General features: G+C 57.0%; 15 protein-coding genes. All 15 read right to left on the bottom strand.

Annotation, left to right across the window (positions count from 1 at the left end):
- Positions 1 to 419: 419 nt before the first annotated feature.
- The 15 genes from B149_RS0101235 to B149_RS0101165 all read right to left on the bottom strand — a co-directional run bounded on the left by B149_RS0101235 (position 420) and on the right by B149_RS0101165 (position 16,656).
- On the bottom strand, positions 420 to 1,286 hold the full coding sequence (locus B149_RS0101235) for a hypothetical protein (protein WP_156816708.1): 867 nt from the start codon (positions 1,284 to 1,286) through the stop codon (positions 420 to 422).
- A 28-nt stretch (positions 1,287 to 1,314) separates the two neighbouring features.
- On the bottom strand, positions 1,315 to 1,971 hold the full coding sequence (locus B149_RS17655; RefSeq protein WP_018123339.1) for a hypothetical protein: 657 nt from the start codon (positions 1,969 to 1,971) through the stop codon (positions 1,315 to 1,317).
- 67 nt (positions 1,972 to 2,038) lie between these two features.
- Positions 2,039 to 3,781: an aldehyde ferredoxin oxidoreductase C-terminal domain-containing protein gene (locus tag B149_RS0101225; protein ID WP_018123338.1), complete on the bottom strand. Its 1,743-nt coding sequence runs from the start codon at positions 3,779 to 3,781 to the stop codon at positions 2,039 to 2,041.
- 102 nt (positions 3,782 to 3,883) lie between these two features.
- A complete protein-coding gene (locus B149_RS0101220; RefSeq protein WP_018123337.1) occupies positions 3,884 to 4,366 on the bottom strand; it encodes a ferritin-like domain-containing protein in 483 nt (160 codons plus the stop codon).
- An 85-nt stretch (positions 4,367 to 4,451) separates the two neighbouring features.
- Complete coding sequence (locus tag B149_RS0101215; RefSeq protein ID WP_018123336.1) at positions 4,452 to 5,288, bottom strand: FAD/NAD(P)-binding protein; 837 nt, start codon at positions 5,286 to 5,288, stop codon at positions 4,452 to 4,454.
- A gap of 18 nt (positions 5,289 to 5,306) precedes the next feature.
- Entirely contained in the window at positions 5,307 to 6,362 is a 1,056-nt protein-coding gene (locus B149_RS0101210; protein WP_018123335.1) for a 4Fe-4S dicluster domain-containing protein, read from the bottom strand.
- A complete protein-coding gene (locus tag B149_RS0101205; RefSeq protein WP_018123334.1) occupies positions 6,362 to 7,315 on the bottom strand; it encodes a 4Fe-4S dicluster domain-containing protein in 954 nt (317 codons plus the stop codon). The genes B149_RS0101210 and B149_RS0101205 overlap by 1 nt, the downstream gene beginning before the upstream one ends.
- Before the next feature lie 23 nt (positions 7,316 to 7,338).
- Positions 7,339 to 7,803 carry a hydrogenase iron-sulfur subunit gene (locus B149_RS0101200; RefSeq protein ID WP_018123333.1) on the bottom strand — a complete coding sequence of 155 codons (465 nt, stop codon included), beginning with the start codon at positions 7,801 to 7,803 and terminating at the stop codon, positions 7,339 to 7,341.
- Positions 7,770 to 9,749: a CoB--CoM heterodisulfide reductase iron-sulfur subunit A family protein gene (locus B149_RS0101195; protein WP_018123332.1), complete on the bottom strand. Its 1,980-nt coding sequence runs from the start codon at positions 9,747 to 9,749 to the stop codon at positions 7,770 to 7,772. Before B149_RS0101195 ends, B149_RS0101200 begins: the two co-directional genes overlap by 34 nt.
- A gap of 29 nt (positions 9,750 to 9,778) precedes the next feature.
- Positions 9,779 to 10,669 carry a CoB--CoM heterodisulfide reductase iron-sulfur subunit B family protein gene (locus tag B149_RS0101190; protein WP_018123331.1) on the bottom strand — a complete coding sequence of 297 codons (891 nt, stop codon included), beginning with the start codon at positions 10,667 to 10,669 and terminating at the stop codon, positions 9,779 to 9,781.
- On the bottom strand, positions 10,666 to 11,226 hold the full coding sequence (locus B149_RS0101185) for a 4Fe-4S dicluster domain-containing protein (protein ID WP_018123330.1): 561 nt from the start codon (positions 11,224 to 11,226) through the stop codon (positions 10,666 to 10,668). The genes B149_RS0101190 and B149_RS0101185 overlap by 4 nt, the downstream gene beginning before the upstream one ends.
- Positions 11,227 to 11,351: 125 nt before the next feature.
- On the bottom strand, positions 11,352 to 12,533 hold the full coding sequence (locus B149_RS0101180) for an iron-containing alcohol dehydrogenase (protein WP_018123329.1): 1,182 nt from the start codon (positions 12,531 to 12,533) through the stop codon (positions 11,352 to 11,354).
- Positions 12,534 to 12,962: 429 nt separating this feature from the next.
- Positions 12,963 to 14,306 (bottom strand): sigma-54-dependent transcriptional regulator, encoded by a 1,344-nt coding sequence (locus B149_RS0101175; RefSeq protein ID WP_018123328.1) that lies wholly within the window; start codon positions 14,304 to 14,306, stop codon positions 12,963 to 12,965.
- Between the two features lie 8 nt (positions 14,307 to 14,314).
- A complete protein-coding gene (locus B149_RS0101170; RefSeq protein WP_018123327.1) occupies positions 14,315 to 15,514 on the bottom strand; it encodes a two-component system sensor histidine kinase NtrB in 1,200 nt (399 codons plus the stop codon).
- Positions 15,514 to 16,656, bottom strand: coding sequence for an iron-containing alcohol dehydrogenase (locus B149_RS0101165; RefSeq protein ID WP_018123326.1), 1,143 nt, complete (start codon positions 16,654 to 16,656; stop codon positions 15,514 to 15,516). The genes B149_RS0101170 and B149_RS0101165 overlap by 1 nt, the downstream gene beginning before the upstream one ends.
- Between the last annotated feature and the right edge of the window lie 500 nt (positions 16,657 to 17,156).

Below are 17,156 nucleotides of genomic sequence, written 5' to 3'. Positions count from 1 at the left end.
TCCAACATCACAAGCCGCGCTTCAGCCCTTTTGTATAATTATGTCCTTAAGGACATAATTCTCGACGCAAATGCTCATAACAAGCAGCGCGAGGGATAAACGATCCTCACCTTTAAAACTATGTCTAATTGGACATAATGCTTACGTCTGTCGCACCTTTACTGTCAACAGTGCTCCCAGCCGCAAATGTCACACCAATGTAAATACCCAATACAGAAAATACATTAAAACACTTTTATCTCAGTCAATTACCACTTTCAAAAACAGACTTTACTCACTTACAATATTTAAAAAATGTTTCCGGCAAATCATACAGTCACTTTTCTTCAAGTATACTCAGAAACATGAAGCCTTTCTTTGGCACCTGTTCCGGCTCTCGGCGGGGCGATGGCACATCGCCAAAGGGACACTGGCAGCGACTAGAATGACGATTGAACGATCTCGCCACAGCGCACGTCCGGACGATTTCGAACGCCCGTTGATACAGTCAGTCGCGAGCCATCGAATTTCCATGAATCAACAACACCGCTCTCAGCCATGAGTTCAAGAGCCTTGTCCAGCAGTCTTGCAAAAATGTAGCGGGATCGATTGCTCGCTCCGCACAACTGATGCAACTCGGTTATATCGGCCTTGAAGCCGTCATTAAAAAAGGTGACCGCGCCGTGAAGCCACTTGGCCAGCCCGCACCGTTTGAAAGCACCACGAGTTTCGATATCCATGCCGCGGTGCCGCTCGCAGCGCAGGGACTTCACGAAGCCCCTGTTCACCTCGACCACACAACGCCCACGGCTCTGGTCCAGAAGGACGCGGTCTACAAGGCGAATCATATGGCGTTGATCGTTTTCGTCCACGGTCAGGGCACCGGTATGGAGCCGGAAAAGGCTTGCATATACCCGCTCCCTGTTTTGATCATAGTTGCGAAGGCGCAGGTCGCAAAGCAGCTTGCCGGCATCCACCTGTATTTCACCGATGCCTCCGGGTTGATCAATGCTCCGCAAGGCGCAATGAAGCAGCACATCCAGATCCCATTGATCAAGCCGTTCACCAGTAAAGAAAATGCGCTTGTTCTTCGCCAGACAGACGAGCCGCCTATCGCGCGCGAATTTAGCCTTGCCCATGTAACCTGCACCAAAAAGGTTCGACAGCAGATAGACCGACAACTCCTGACGACAAGGCTCCGTTCGGGACCTCGGCGTTTCACAGGAGCCGAGCCCGCCGACTACACATGGATTGAGCGGAGTACTCGCGCCGTTGGCATTGCCTGTATGCGAGGAGTCAAACATCATATCCTCCGGATGATCCTTTACGGGTCTTTTAGCAGCCTTCCATCTCCAGCAGTCTGAGCTGGACGGTGCCCGGTGACGGCGGCAGAGAGCCAGCCAGATCCATCGGGGTCCTCAGCCTCTCATTGTTGACGATCACCTCATTCAGCCGCGAAAAAAATGACTTCGGCCTGCGCTCTATCAATGTCCTGAACCGTTCCATGGGGAACCGAAGCCCATGCCGAAGGAAATCCCGCGCCAGATCTCTGGACAAAAGGTTGAACAGCTTGACCGTCACCAGGCAGGGCCTCCCTTCTTCCTCGGTATCGTTATCTGCTTCGCCCTCATGACTGATCGAATGTCTCATCTTGGCGAAAAATCCCTGCTTGCGCATGGCGGCCCCGACCAGGCCCGGCATGGCCGCCGACAGTGCCAGAATGTCGTTCTCCCGCAGTGTCGCCGTATCAACATCGTCCACCGACTTGCCGTTGAGAAAAATGGTTTGAATATTCTTTTCCGTGTAATCGCCGCACAGTTCCAACTGGAGGCACAGAAACTCCCTGATGCTGCAATTGTCCACACAGGAAACCTGAAAGCCCTCCTGCAAAACAAACTCGAACATTTCTGGCGTTTCGGTCCTGAACTCCACTGTTGTCACTTCCTCATTGGCTCCCTGCCGTTGTTCCTGCATCTCAGCCGCCTTCTTCATTGTTTCATTCTGGGAGCGTTCCCTGTCCCGGATGGCAAGCATCCGGGACAGGGAGGGTCAGAGGTTGTCAGAAGGCGTAAACACTATCCAGCTCCTCGGCAGGAACGTCGAAAACCACACCGTGGGGCTTCAGGGGTTCCCGCGAGAAGTAAGAAGGCAATCTGTCATGCTCTTTGGTGAAACCGGCGGCTGCATTGAATTCGCGCTCCATGGTAAGCACTGCCTTGCCCAGCTCGACGACGCTTTCGCCGGTGAGCTCGGTTCCGAGCATGCCGTTGATGGTCTCCACCATGGCATCAAAGGTCTCCTGCTGGTCCAGAATCGCAAAGGCCACAAAGAGGCAGAAGCCCGTGGAATCCAGTGCGGCCGTTGCGATTTGCAGATTGCGCGAGATATCGGCCTGCCCCTCGTGGGAAAGCGGATCAATGTCACCGCCGACCTTCAGAATGTTGGGAGCAACGGCATAACCGGCGGTATGGTCAGCGCCCTGCGTGGAGGTGGCATACGTGACGCCGATGCCCTTGACCGCACGGGGGTCGTACGCGGGCATGGCCTGTCCCTTGACGACAGGCGCACGTTCAATGCCGAAGCAGCGGGCCGCAGTGGCGGCACCGGCGCCGATGATCCGCCCCAGAGGCGTACCTTTTCCAGCCTCTTCGACCAACCGGACGGCGGCCTCGGCATCGCCGAATTCGATGACCCCGGCATCCATTGCCACGCCGATTGTGACTCCCATTTCGATCGTGTCGAACCCGTAGTTGTCATCCATGAAATCAAGCTTGGCGACCACGTCGAGGTCCCGGATTCCGCAGTTTCCACCATGCGCCCAGACGGTTTCGTATTCGGGCTGCTTGGTCACGAAGTTGCCGTCCTTGTCGTAGAACGTGCCGGAACACTGAATGCCACAGCCGCGATGGCACCCGTGTGTGGAAGAACCGGCGCCGCCGCGCTCGTCCTCAAGTGTGGCCTGCGTTTCGCCGCTGAGGTCCGCAGCTCCTTCGTAGCGGCCCTCTTTGAAGTTGTAGGTAGGATACCCGCCCGCTTCATTGAGCACGTTGGTCAAAACGTTGGTGCCGTAAGTCGGCAGGCCCTGCCCGGTAACGCCGTGCTGCTTGAGCCCTTCGACGAAAGTACGGTTGGCGGCCTTGAACTTTTCCGGATTGACGGGCTTGCGAATCTTGGTTCCACCCGGATCGACGATGATGGCCTTGACGCCCTTGGAGCCCATGACCGCGCCGACGCCGCCGCGACCCGCGTGACGGGTGGGGCGAAATTCGGGATCAGTGACCGCGATGGTGGAGTTGGACATCTTCATCTCACCCGCCGGACCGATGGAGATAACGGCAACGCCGTCGCCATGGACATCCTTGAGTTTTTCGCACAGGTCGTAGTTGGGGAGCATGGCGAGGCTGTTGTCCGTCTCCACCTTCACGCCATCGGTGTTGATGGTGATCTTGTACAGATCGGAGCCAGAATGCTCTCCTTCGATGACAATGGCGGCAATGCCGAGACGGCCGAGATACTGCGCGGCCTGTCCACCGGCATTGGCCTCCTTGATGCCGCCGGTGAGCGGGCTCTTGCAGCCCACCGACAGTCGGCCGGACGTACTGGCCGCCGAGCCGGACACCAGACCGGGAGCGATGACGAGCTTGTTCTCCGGTCCGAGGGGGTGACAGGTCGGCGGCACTTCGCCGCAGACAACTGCCGAGGTGAGAGCCCGACCGCCGAAGCCCGCGTACTTCCCGAGCGTCTCCTCCGTGACCGTGGGACCGCCGTCAGCCCCCACATTGATTCTGATCACTTTGTCCATCTGATCCTCCTGATAGGTTATCGAGTGCCGGTTGCCGCACCATGCTCCGCCGTACAAATTTGCTGGATATACGACGGGGCGCGCCAACCGCCCTTACGACACTTACGTCTTCATTTTCGCGCTCATCTTGCTGAGGTCCCGGAGATGTTTGCGTTCTTCCTCGTAACACTGCTGAACGACGTACTTCTCCGAAGCAGGCACCAGCTCCATCATTTCCATGAAGAAAAGCATGGTGTCCTTTTCGAAACTCATGGCCATCTTCAGGACATCCATTTCGCTGTCGGCCCGCTCCATGAACTTCCGGCCAAGCTCACCAAACAGCATGTGCGATTCAATGAGCGCCTCAAGGTACTGCATATATTCTTCATGGGAAGCCCAGGCGGGCATTTCGACATCGCCGAGGCGATCCAACATGCTGCGAAAAACCTGCTCGTGTTTGGTTTCTTCGTCGGCAAGGTAGGTAAATATGTCCTTGATCTCGCTGCTCTTGGCCTTCTGTGCGGCCAGCAGGTAGAATTCGCGACCTTTCTTCTCGATCTCTATGGCGACGTTAGCTATTTCATTCGCCCTGAAAAAATGAGCCATTTCATACTCCGTTATGATGAGCTAAACTGTTGCCGGTTCAGCGGGAGCAGCCTTCAAGTCGGACCGCTCCGCACTTCGCCTGTTCCTACAGTTCGTTGGGCAGCGCCTTCAGCTGCTCGTAGGTGTAGACCGGACCGTCCACGCAGACGTAACTGCCGCCGATGTTGCAGCGACCACAGATGCCAACGCCGCACTTCATCCTTTTTTCCAGAGTGGTGATGATCTGGTCGTCCTTGAAGCCGAGCTTCTGCAACGCCTGAAGAGTGAACTTGATCATGATGGGAGGACCGCAGGTGATGGCGACCGTATTTTTGGGAGAAGGCTCCATCTCCAAAAGCACGTTGGGGATGAGCCCCACCGAGTGCTCCCACCCTTCCGCCGCTGCGTCGATGGTCAGCACGGTGTTCATGTCGCTTCTCTCCAGCCACTCGGGAAGCTCGTACTGAAACGCCATGTCCTGCGGGGATCTGGCACCGTAGAGGACTGAGATCTCACCGTAATCACTGCGGTTATCGAGCATGTAGAGCAACAGGGTTCTCAGAGGAGCCATGCCGATGCCGCCCCCAACGAAAACGATGTCCTTGCCCTTGAGCTCCTCGTACGGGAACCAGTTGCCCAACGGAGCCCGGACGCCCACCTGGTCGCCAGCCGACAGGGAATGCAGTTTGGCCGTAACTTCACCTGCCCGCATGACGCTGAACTGAAGGTAGTCCATACGGGTCGGCGGCGAATTGATGACGAATGTGGACTCGCCCGTTCCGAAAACGGAAAGCTGTCCCACCTGTCCGGGATGGAAGGTGAAATTCTTCATCGCCTCTTCACTGTTGAGGACCACGCGGAACGTCTTGATGGTGGGCGTCTCCTGAATGGTCTCGGTGATGGTGCCTACAGCGGGGAGATATGGATTCGGCGCTTTTGTCATTGTCATTCCCTGTGAATGTTAGCCCTCCGGTTGCGAAACCGGGGTGGCGATGGCGTTCAGCACGATTGCCCTGATATCCACTGAAGCAGGACAGCTCTTGATGCAGCGACCGCAGCCGCAGCAGGCGATGTTGCCGCCATGCAGTGACGGGTAATAACTGAACTTGTGCCCGACTCTGTTCTTGAGGCGATGCGCCTTAGTCGGCCGGGGGTTGTGCCCGCTGGCCTCCATCGTGAACAGGCTGGACATGCAGTTGTCCCACGTCCGCAGCCTCACGCCCTCATGCCCGAACTGTTCATCGGTAATGTTGAAGCAGTAGCAGGTCGGACAAAGATACGTGCAGGTGCCGCAGCTGATGCATTTACCGGACTGGTCTTCCCAGAACTCGGCATCGTCGAAATGCGCAAGCAGTTGCTCCTGTGCGGCGGACAGGTCGGGAGCCTTGTCCATGGCTTCCTCCGCGGCACTCTTGACCGATTGCGCCTGTTTCGTCCGGGCATCGGAAGCATCGGAGAGCCCTTTCAGCAGCTTGCCGCCACTGTCGGTCAGGGATTCAAGCACGTAGCCGCCGTCAACAGGGATCATAAGGGCATCCGAACCGTTGGCGGATGCAGGCCCGCCGCCGACCCAGTTGCAAAAGCACGTTGTTGCGGGCTTTTCGCAGACCAGACTCACAAACAGCGTCTGTTCGCGGCGATGAAGGTAGTTGAGATCCTTGACCCGTTCGGAGTCGTACACCCGGTCAAAGGTGAAAAAGCCGGAGGCGTCGCAGGGACGTCCGCCAACCACGACCGTGGGTGCGCCCCCCATCTTCTCGGTCACCGCGACTTCCACGCGTCCTGGGGTTTCGGGATTTTTGTTGTAAGCAAAGGTGAGCAGCGCCTCACACTGAGGAAAGACGGCTTCCTTGGGAGATTTGGTCGGACGGGCATCAAGCTCCACGGGCCGGGACTCTTCGAAGGGCTGGAAGACGACGGCATCGCCTTCGCGCCTCGGCACGAGGGTGCGGTACTGATCCGACAACGCTGCCAGCCAGGAACCGAGTTCGTTTGTAGCGACGAATTTGTCTGCCATTACCAGCCTCTCTCATTGATATTCTCTTCTTCAACCTTGAAGGACATCAGCGGCGGCTTTCCGTCGATGAGGGTTCCGGCCTTGTAGTCGAAGAGTTCGTTGATTTCCTTGTTCATCTTGCGACGCAGAAGCAGCAGCGGGATGGAAACAGGGCAGGAGCGCTCGCATTCGCCGCACTCCGTACAGCGTCCGGCGAGGTGCATGGTGTGGATCATCTGGAACAGCCACTTGTTCTGCACGGAATCTTCCTGCGTCATCCAGTGGGGGTCGCGACTCTGAGCCACACAGTGATCCCGACAGACGCACATGGGGCAGGCGTTGCGACAGGCGTAACAGCGCACACAGCGATCCATGACATCAAGCCAGTGGTTCATCTTGTCCTCTTCGGACTGCTCCTCGAACGCCTTCACATCGGCGTAATCATCTTCGGCCTGCTCGGTCAGCGGCTCACCGACGAAAGCATCCGAAAGCAGCGCGCTATGATACTGGCAGCGCCCGCACTTGTCGGCCGCCACGTCCGCCAGTCCGAAGGCGTGTTTCTGCCCGTTGCTGGTCACGGTGATGGAATCTTCGGACAGTTCGACATCCTCCACGTAGTCGAGAGAACCGAGCTGCCGATTTATCTTCCTGATGGAAACCACGCCGGTGCACGGCAGGCCGAACACGGTGACGTCATCGCGGCTGATGAGTTTCTCCTGAAGCAACTGGATAACGGAACGGCTGTCACATCCCTTGACCACCACACCGACCTTTTTGCCTTTGAGGCCGGTCAGATAGGTCGCAAGGTTGTGCACACACAACGGGTTCCAGATCAGCCGGCCCACGTCTTCCGGCTTGCGCATGAACAGCGGCGTGGCCCGCAGTGGGTCAAAGCCCTGCTCCCAGCCGACAACCACATCCAGCTCCGGCAGCTTGTCCTTGATCTGCTGTTTCAATTCTTCCAAATGCTGCATTGATTCACTCCGTAACGAACCGGTTACACGGCCCTTGCGGCCAGAGCCTTGGCCTGAGCCACCATGCTTTCGTTGATCTTGGGGGCGGGGCCGAGCTCGTGGATGCGTTCCGTGAATTTCGACACCACGGTCTTCCATTTCTGCCCTTCCGAGGCCGAGACCCAGGTGTATTCGAAACGACGCTCGTCGATGCCGAGGATGGGCAGGAATCGTTTCAGAACCTCCAACCGCCGGCGGGCGTAGAAGTTGCCTTCGCTGTAGTGACAGTCACGCGGATGGCAACCGGAGACCAGCACGCCGTCGGCGCCGTTGATCAGACTCTTGACCACGAAAAGCGGATCAATGCGCCCGGAACAGGGAACCCTGATGATGCGCAGGTCCGTGGGCTGCTGGAAACGTCCGACACCGGCCGTGTCCGCGCCGCCGTAGGAGCACCAGTTACAGAGAAAGCCGACTATTCGTAATTCTGCTGCATCGACTGCTGACATAAGGCGTTGACCTCCGCGAGGATCTGATTGTCGGTGAAATGCTGCAACTGGATGGCGCCCTGCGGGCAGGTGGAGGTGCAGATGCCGCACCCCTGGCAAATGGTTTCGATGACATTCGCCTTGGGCTGCCCGCGGAAATCGATTTCCTCGATGGCGCCGAAGGGGCAGGTCTCGATGCACTTGCCGCATCCGATGCACCGCTTGATGTCCACTTCCGATATCTGGGGGTCGCTTTCCAGCTGATCCTTGGAGAAGAGCGACAGCACCTTTGCCGCCGCGGCACTGCCCTGTCCCACCGAGGACGGAATGTCCTTGGGTCCCTGACACGCTCCGGCCAGATAGACGCCGGCAGTGTTGGTTTCCACGGGACGAAGCTTGGGATGGCTTTCCATGTAGAAGCCGAAGGAGTCGTAGGAGATGCGGAGCTTCTCGGCCAGCTGGGGAGCCCCCTGGGCTGCTTCCGCACCCACTGCAAGGACCACAAGGTCCGCTTCGATCTCGACGGCGCTGCCCATGAGGGTGTCCGCACCGCGGACCACATAGCGGTCGCCCTTGGGGTAGATCATGGAGACGCGACCGCGGACGTACTTGGTCTCGTATTCCTCCATGGCGCGACGGGTGAACTCGTCGTACTGCTTACCCGGAGCCCGGATATCCATGTAGAAGACGTAGGATTGCGATTCCGGGAGGTGGTCCTTGGTAAGGATCGCCTGTTTTGCCGTGTACATGCAGCAGAACCCCGAGCAGTACGGACGTCCGACGCTCTTGTCTCTGGAACCTACGCACTGGATAAAGACGATGTTTTGAGGTTCCTTGCCGTCAGAAGGACGTTTGATGTGGCCACCGGTGGGACCTGACGCCGAGAGCAACCGTTCGTATTGAAGTGAGGTTATTACGTCGGTATATCGGCCGCCCCCGTACTCCCCGTAGCGAGTATAGTCGAACAGATCGTAACCGGTGGCCACAACAACTGCGCCCACGGATTCGACTACCGTCTCATCCGTTTGCTCAAACCGAATGGCCTGAGTGGGACAAATTTTTTCGCAGACGCCGCACTTGCCCTTGGTGAGTTTGATGCAGGAGTCCGCATTGATCGACGCCTTTTTCGGGATCGCCTGCGGAAACGGGATGTTGATCGCCGTGGTGGTTCCAACGCCTTCGTTGAAGGTGTCGTGCGTCTTCTTGCTGGGACATTTCTCCATGCACAGGCCGCAACCGGTGCAGGCCTCCCAGTCCACGTAGGAAGTCTTCCTGTTCAAATCCACGGTGAAGTTGCCCACATACCCGGTGACGCCGATCACTTCCGTACTGGCGTACAAGGTGATGTTCGGATGCTGGGAGATATCGACCATCTTGGGACCCAGAATGCAGCTGGAACAGTCGATGGTTGGGAATGTCTTGTCCAGCTTGGACATCTTGCCGCCGATGGACGACGTCTTTTCCACGAGAACCACTTCCAGCCCGCCATCGGCACAGTCGAGGGCCGCCTGAATTCCGGCGACGCCACCGCCAATGATCATGACCCGCTTGTTGATGTCGAACTTCTTGGGGGTGAGGCTCTTGTTGCGGCTCAGCTTGGCTGCGGCCATGGAAACAAGATCAATGGCTTTGCGAGTGTTGGCTTCCGTATCCTTCCCGATCCAGGAAACGTGCTCCCGGATATTGGCCATCTCGAACATGTACCGATTGAGACCGGCCCGCTCCACAGCCTTGCGGAAGGTGGGTTCATGCATCCTGGGCGTGCATGAGGCCACGACCACGCCATCCAGCCCGTGCTCTTTGATGGCTTCAATGATGCCCTCCTGTCCCGGCTCGGAACAGGCGTACATGGTGTCGCTGGCAAAGGCCACGTCGGGCATCTTCTGCGCTTCGGCGGCCACTGTCGCGACATCCACGGTACCGGCGATATTGCTGCCGCAATGGCAGACGAAAACACCTATTTTCATGCTACTGCTGCTCCTTGAGGTTCGGCCCGTCAGGATGCCGACCGGCGCACTTCATCCATTTTCCGAAATGCCACGGACGGGGGAACGATCAGCTTATCCAACATCAGGCTCTCCTCTCCCATTCCCAGAGCCTTGCCGATGAGCTGGGTGTAGTAGAACACCGGCATCCGATGCTTGGCTTTGTGGGCCGAGTTGATCTGCTTCTGTCTGAGATCGAGGTTCATCTGGCACAGGGGGCAGGCAGTGACCATCGCGTGGGCACTGACATCCTCGGCGAGATCAAGGAGTCTCCCTGAAAGCTTCATGACCATGTCCTTGCGGGCCACACCGAATGAGGCTCCGCAGCACTCGACCTTGAGGGGAAAGGGCGCGACGTCGGCCCCAAGCGCCGTCATCAGCTCGTCCATGGCGACCGGGTTTTCACAGTCGTCGAAGTCCATGATTTCGGGCGGACGATTCATGATGCAACCGTAGTACGGAGCAAGGCGCAGTCCGGTGAGAGGCTCGGTCACTTTCTCCGCAATGGCGGCCGGACCGATTGTTTCTGAAAGGACCTGAAGGACCGACATGATTGGAAGTCGATTCTCCACAGGGCCGTCCAGCAGCCTCTCGACCCTGGCCTTGAACGCCTCGTTCCGCATGCGGTGACTGGCCGTCTTGAGGTTGGTCAGACAACTGGGGCACGGCGTGATGATGCCGTCCACGTCCAGACTTTCGGCCTGAAAGATGTTTCGCGCGGATAAGGCGCAGGACAGCGTGTGGTCCACGGTATGGGCCGGAGTGGATCCGCAGCAGCTCCAGTCCGGGATATCCACGAGCTCAATGCCCAGCTCCCTGCAGATGGCGCGCGTGGAGAGGTCGTACTCCACAGAGGTGCCCAGCCCGGAGCAGCCGGGGTAATATGCGTAGGTGCCACTCACGACTCACGCTCCTCATTGTAGCGTTTGAAAATCTTCGCGACGCTCTCCTTGCCGACGATGGGGTGCGGCTTGAAGCTCAGCTTTCCCTTGGGGAGCATGTCCACCCCCAGATCCGCATCGGTAAGGACTCGGCCCGTCTTGGCGATATACCTCGCAACCAGTCCCATTTCGAAGACGCGGCCATGCTTTTCGACGGAATCGAGAAAACTGTCCCAGAACGTCTTGACTGCACGCTCGGGGGCATACCCGGCCCTGCGGGCCATGTGGCGCAGCACATCCATGATGCGAGCCACATCGATTTCGTTGGGGCAACGGGTGGTGCAGGATTCGCAGGTGGCGCACAGCCACAGCGAGTGGCTGGAGAGTATGGTTTCCTTCTGTCCGGCCTGCAGGAGGCGCATGATCTGGCTGACGGGATAGTCATAAAAGGAAGAATACGGGCAGCCTGCCGTACAGTTCCCGCATTGATAACAGGTGTTTACCTTCTGCTCGCTTTCCTGCTCCACTTCGGCGATGAAAGCATCGTCGCAGGAGTCTTTGAGAGATACTGTGTTCATAGAACTTCCGCATCGTTTGGAGTGAACATCCCTGTCATGGAGCACACAGGGGACCTGCGCCCTCCTGCCGGGCCGGTTGACAGAGCCCGGGGAAGGGTGAGGCTTCCCCGGGCTTGTTTTCAGACTTACAGAGCTGCGGTGTAGATGGCGGTCACGTCTTCGTCGGTGGGACAACGCGGGTTGGTGAAGCCACACGCGTCCTTCTGGGCGTTGGCAGTCATGATCGCGATGTCTTCGGCCTTGACGTCCTTGCCGTAACGCTTGCCGAGTTCGATCAGGCCGGAGGGGATGCCCACGTCGCAGGACAGTTGCTTGATGGCATCGAGAGCCAGTTCGGCACCGGCACGCGGGGAGAGACCTTCGACGTTTTCGCCCATGATCTCGGCCATCTTGACGAAGCGGTCCACCTTGGCGATGAGGTTGAACTTCTCGACGTGGGGCAGGAGAATGGCGTTGCATTCGCCGTGCGGGAGGTCGTAGAAGCCACCCAGCTGGTGAGCCATGGCGTGGACATGCCCCAGGGAGGCGTTGTTGAATGCCATGCCTGCGAGATACTGGGCGAAGCACATGCCTTCACGGGCTTCGATGTCCTGACCGTTCGCTACAGCGGCGCGCAGATGCTTGAAGATAAGCTCGATGGCCTTTTCGGCACAGGCGTCGGTCATGGGGGTGGCGATGGTGGAAACGTAGGCTTCCACGGCGTGGGTCAGGGCGTCCATGCCGGTGGCGGCGGTCAGCGCCGGGGGCATGCCGACCATCAGCAGCGGGTCGTCAAGGGCGATGCCGGGGGTGACGCGCCAGTCCACGATGGCCATCTTAACCTTGCGGGAAAGATCGGTGATGATGCAGAAACGGGTCATTTCGGAAGCGGTACCGGCAGTGGTGTTCACTGCAACGTAAGGCGGCATGGGGTTCGAGGACTTGTCCACGCCTTCGTAGTCGTGAATGGTGCCGCCGTTGGAAACGACGAGGCCGATGCCCTTGCCGCAGTCGTGAGAGGAACCGCCACCCAGAGTGATCAGACTGTCGCACTTGCCCTTCTTGTAGACTTCCACGCCTTCGGCCACGTTTGCGTCAGTCGGGTTGGGAATGGTCTTGTCGTAGACTTCGTACTTGACCTTGGCGCCGTCAAGAATGTCGGTGATCTGCTTCAGGATGCCGGTGGCGACAATACCGGGGTCGGTAACGATCAGGGGCTTCTTGCCGCCGAGGGCCTGAATCTTCTCGGGGATCTCCTTGGAAGCGCCGATGCCGATGAGGGTCACACTGGGAATGAAAAATCCGTTCACCTGTTCACGTACTGCCATTGCACGACTCCTTAAGCTTTCTCGGTTAAGATTTACTATTGGAATGGACGTAACTACCCTCTCTATAGGCAATCGCCGTGCCAATGGATTAAATTCAATCATTTCATCATATTTTAAAAAAACAGGAGACTTCTTAAACAAAAAGCACGCCCCCTCGTGAGCCCGAGGGACACACTTTGCTTCCGCCCCTCCCCGGTCTTTCCAATAACTATATACATTTCAACAACTTAAACCGTGTATCATTTTGACCCACAAATAGAAGGGACTGTGTCACTTTCGCCGCTCTCACTCTGGGCGAATTGCATGCTCACACACATTTCTCCTGTTCATGGGAGAAGTACTTTCCCAAAATAAAAAAAGCGCCGCCTTGAGTGGCGACGCTGATCATATACAAGCGATATCTATCCGATTAGTAAATAACGAATGGGATCATCCTTCCAGGCCGTATTTCTCGATCTTGCGATAAAGCGTTTTCCGCCCGATGCCGAGGACCTCGGCGGCTTTCTGCTTATTACCTTCATAGATGGAAAGCACACGAGCTATATGCTCCAATTCCACGGCCTCCAGTGACATCGGGCGAGCATCGCTACAGCTGTAACCGTTTGTAAGCAACTCCTTGGGGAGGCAGTTTTCGGTAATGGCCCCGCCATCCGAAAGAATAAGCGCTCTTTCTAGGACATTACGCAGCTCGCGCACGTTTCCCGGCCAGTCGTAGCTCAGCAGGCGTTGCAAGGTCTTTTCCGGCAAGGACGCGGGCGTCTGGCCCTTGGTCAGCAGCGAAAGGAAATGCTCGACGAGCAGTGGCAGGTCCTCCTTTCGCTCCTTGAGTTCCGGGATGTGGATCTTGAATACATTGATGCGATGGAACAGTGCCTCGTTGAACGAGCCGTCTTCGACGGCCTTGGCAAGGTCGCGGTTGGTGGCGAACAGGAACCTGACGTCGGCCCTGCGTTCTTTGTTCTCCCCCATGCGGCGATAGGTCTTCGTCTCCAGCAGACGCAGCAGGGATGCCTGAACGTCCTCAGGCAGGTCGCCTATTTCATCAAGAAACAGCGTTCCTTTGTGAGCGACCGAGATCAAACCCTCATGGCCTTCGGATGCTCCGGTAAAAGCCCCCTTCTTGTGCCCGAACAGCTCGGAGCGGACCATTTCCCGATGAAGCATGGCGCAGTTCTTCACGATGAGCGGTTGCGCCGAGCGGCGACACCGACTGTGAATCGCCCGCGCGACCACGTCCTTTCCTGCCCCGCTTTCCCCCGTGATGAGGACCGGAACCTCGGAGTTGGTGAGCTTGTCTATAAGAAACTTGATTTCCTGAATGGGCGCCGACCGGCCGATGAGGTTGTACCAACCCACCTTCGCATCCTGCGTATGCCGCAGGCCCCTGTTCTCCCGTTGCAGACACACACGCTGGTAAGCGCGTTCGATGACGACCTCCAGCCGGTCCAGCTTGAAGGGCTTGGTGATGTAATCGCCGACCCCCATCCGCATGGCTTCTACCGCGTTATCAATATCGCCGTGCCCGGTGATGAGGATGATCTCGACATCCTGAATGGCTACCTTGAATTCCGAAAAGAGGTCGAGTCCGTTGGCGTCTGGCAGTCGGATATCAAGAATGATGACATCATATTGCTGTTTTTTTATAAGCTGCCGGGCGGTCCGGGCATCTTCTGCCGTATGAACCACCCGCTCGGGGGTACCGAGTTCGTTTTCCAGAAGCTTTCGTATGCTTTGCTCATCGTCCACGACGAGCACATAATATGGAGCCTGCATTCGGTTCCCTATTTTTCCTGTTGGATGGGGAGGGTCACCGTAAAGCAGGAGCCTTCACCCTCGGCGCTCCTGACATTTATCTCCCCGTTGTGGTCCTTGACTATTCCATAACAGGTGGACAGGCCGATGCCTATTCCCTTGCCCACGGACTTGGTCGTGAAGAACGGATCGAAAAGCCTGTTCCGGATGTCCGGCGGGATGCCTATCCCTTGATCCTCCACCTCTATCACGATGAAGTCGTTTTCCTTGATAAATGATCTGATGGTGATGGCTCCCTTTTTCCCATCCATGGCGTCAGCCGCATTGGTCAGGAGATTGAGCACCACCTGATTGAGCCGGGGTTCATCCGCATAGATGAGAGGCAGATCCTCGCTCAACTCCAGTTCGATGGCGAGCTTTCGGGACTTCTTCAGATGATAGCCCAGAATCGTCAGGGTTTCCTTGATGACACTGTTCAGATTGACAAAGCCGAAGACCGACGTTTCGGGATGCCCGAAATTCAACAGGCTTCGGACAATCTTCTGGCACCTTGAACACTCCTTGAGGATGGTCTCGGTATACTCGGCGAACTCCCGGGCAACCTCCTCGGGCATGGCTTCGGCATGTTTTCTGAGCCTTCGCTGGATTCCTTCGGCATAACCGGAAATCGCCATGAGCGGATTGTTGACCTCATGGGCGATGCCTGTTGACAGCGTGCCCACCGTCGCCATCTTTTCAGCCTGATAATACTTGGCCTGAAACTCTTTTTCCGTGGTCACGTCCCGCTTGAAGATCAGCACCCGGTTCGCGCCGCCGCCCGGCGTCTTCAAGGGTGAGGCGATCATCTCGAACTGCCGGTTGCACCCGTCGATCTTGAAGACTGCCGTTTCCTTGCAAACGGAGTTGGTCGAAAGGGACTGAAAGGCTGGGCATTCCGGACAGGCGTCCATGGTATCGCGGAACAGCTCATGGCAGTGCTTTCCGATGGGATTGCCTTCTGGGAACAGGTTATGGAACTCATTGTTGACCGAGATAATCTCCAGATCCTCGGACAGGACCATCATCACGTCCGTAATGCCGTCAATGATGGCCGCAATCTCACGACGCTGGCTTTCCAGTTCGCTGTTGGACTGCTGAAGCTCCACGACTGTCTGCTGGAGTTCCTGAAAAAAACCGAGTTTCGAGTGCTCTATGCCTATCAGGTCACTCAGGGTCGTCGTCGGAGTCATCACCACGCCTCCTCGCACACGGACATGAGATCCTCGGCCGAAGCGGGCCGCGGATTCGTCAGATGACACGCATCATGCGTCGCCATATTGCAGACATGCATCAGATCTTCCCTGTTCGGCACCAGCTTTTGCAGTTTGGTATTGAGTTGCAGTTTCTCGAACCACTGCTCAAGCTTTTCAATCCCCATCATGGCGGCATCCCGGTCCGATCCGGTATTCGAGCCCGTGACCAGTCGCCCTATCTCTCCCATCTTCGCCATGCATGAAGGCAGGTTGTAACGCATAACGGAAGGCAGCAACGTGGGATGCACCCAGCCGTGCAGGACATCGCACAGGCCGCCCAGCGCGTGAGCAAGAGCATGAAGATCGCCGAGTCCCGCGTTGCTGAAAGACATTCCGGCAGAAGTGCTGGCGATGGAGAGCTGTTCAAGCGCCTCGATGTCCTTCTCTTCGGCAGCACGCTCCAGATTCGCTATGATCAGCTGGATCGCATTCCGGGCATGGAGGTCCGTAAACGGGGAAGCGAGCTTGGATACGTAGGACTCAATGGCGTGCGCAAGGGCATCGACACCCGCCGCCAGAATGAGGCTTCTGTCCTGGGTCACGAGCAGCTGGGGATCAACTATGGAGATACTGGGAACGAGCGACCGGCTGATTATGGACATCTTCACCCGCCGTTCCATATCGGTAATGATGCAGAACTGGGAAATATCGGAGCTGCTTCCTGCCGTGCTCGGGATGAAGATCATGGGCGGCAGCGGACGCATGATCCTGTTGGCGCCTTCGTAGTCCTTGATCTCCCCGCCGTTGCCCACGATGGTGGCAATGCCTTTGGCCGCATCCATCGGGCTTCCGCCACCAAGCGCAATGACCACATCACACTTCCCCTCGCGGTAGATTTCAACGCCTTCCTGAACCTGCTTGTCCCGCGGGTTGGAGTTCACGTCATTGAAATACACGCACTCAAGGTCGTTGGCCCGAAGCATTCCCTTGACCAAACCGACCCAGCCGGAATCCTCCACTCCCTGATCGCTGACGAAAAAGACTCTCTCAGCCCCGACCCGCTTGGCACATTGCGCCAGATGAGTAATGGCCCCACGGCCAAAGATAACGTCAGGAATGGCAAATTTGGTGCTGAGCATAAATCACCCCCTCAAAGTGTTTTCCGCCCAATCAGTGATCCCGCACGGAGCATGAATAGCATTGCCCTATATCAGCAGAAAAGTCATCAACCTCATGTTTTCATTCACCCGAAGCAACAGTTCATGAGCTGGTGGACATCCGAAAAAACACTTCATGAACCATCACGATTGAAAACACGGCATTGAATAAACCTCTTTTGCATAAGGTGAAAACGGAAAGTCAACGCCCGAATGGTTAACGAGTCAATACCCGCCACACACGGCTACCCGCATCCAGGCAGATCAATAGAATTTACCTATCATGCCCGGGAGAGTTCCACTCTTGCACCACCCTGTCAACGTCGCTCCCGGACCAACATTTCACAAAATTGAAATACCATGGCGCTGATCAGCCCGTAATGTACTTGAATCAACAGAACAATACCGTAAAGGAATACAAACCATACCTCGACAAAAATCCACACACAAAGCCTTACGCATGGTCTGTCACTTCCCGTCAG

The organism is Desulfovibrio oxyclinae DSM 11498, from assembly GCF_000375485.1.
GTDB classification, from domain to species: domain Bacteria; phylum Desulfobacterota; class Desulfovibrionia; order Desulfovibrionales; family Desulfovibrionaceae; genus Pseudodesulfovibrio; species Pseudodesulfovibrio oxyclinae.
The sequence above is the reverse complement of the archived record's forward strand: the minus strand, read 5'-3'. Positions and strand labels throughout refer to the sequence as shown.

Excerpts from the sequence above, each read along its gene's own strand:
- B149_RS0101235 (WP_156816708.1), bottom strand. The coding sequence starts at position 1,286 with ATGATGTTTGACTCCTCGCATACAGGCAATGCCAACGGCGCGAGTACT.
- B149_RS17655 (WP_018123339.1), bottom strand. The coding sequence starts at position 1,971 with ATGAAGAAGGCGGCTGAGATGCAGGAACAACGGCAGGGAGCCAATGAG.
- B149_RS0101225 (WP_018123338.1), bottom strand. The coding sequence starts at position 3,781 with ATGGACAAAGTGATCAGAATCAATGTGGGGGCTGACGGCGGTCCCACG.
- B149_RS0101220 (WP_018123337.1), bottom strand. The coding sequence starts at position 4,366 with ATGGCTCATTTTTTCAGGGCGAATGAAATAGCTAACGTCGCCATAGAG.
- B149_RS0101215 (WP_018123336.1), bottom strand. The coding sequence starts at position 5,288 with ATGACAAAAGCGCCGAATCCATATCTCCCCGCTGTAGGCACCATCACC.
- B149_RS0101210 (WP_018123335.1), bottom strand. The coding sequence starts at position 6,362 with ATGGCAGACAAATTCGTCGCTACAAACGAACTCGGTTCCTGGCTGGCA.
- B149_RS0101205 (WP_018123334.1), bottom strand. The coding sequence starts at position 7,315 with ATGCAGCATTTGGAAGAATTGAAACAGCAGATCAAGGACAAGCTGCCG.
- B149_RS0101200 (WP_018123333.1), bottom strand. The coding sequence starts at position 7,803 with ATGTCAGCAGTCGATGCAGCAGAATTACGAATAGTCGGCTTTCTCTGT.
- B149_RS0101195 (WP_018123332.1), bottom strand. The coding sequence starts at position 9,749 with ATGAAAATAGGTGTTTTCGTCTGCCATTGCGGCAGCAATATCGCCGGT.
- B149_RS0101185 (WP_018123330.1), bottom strand. The coding sequence starts at position 11,226 with ATGAACACAGTATCTCTCAAAGACTCCTGCGACGATGCTTTCATCGCC.
- B149_RS0101180 (WP_018123329.1), bottom strand. The coding sequence starts at position 12,533 with ATGGCAGTACGTGAACAGGTGAACGGATTTTTCATTCCCAGTGTGACC.
- B149_RS0101175 (WP_018123328.1), bottom strand. The coding sequence starts at position 14,306 with ATGCAGGCTCCATATTATGTGCTCGTCGTGGACGATGAGCAAAGCATA.
- B149_RS0101170 (WP_018123327.1), bottom strand. The coding sequence starts at position 15,514 with ATGACTCCGACGACGACCCTGAGTGACCTGATAGGCATAGAGCACTCG.
- B149_RS0101165 (WP_018123326.1), bottom strand. The coding sequence starts at position 16,656 with ATGCTCAGCACCAAATTTGCCATTCCTGACGTTATCTTTGGCCGTGGG.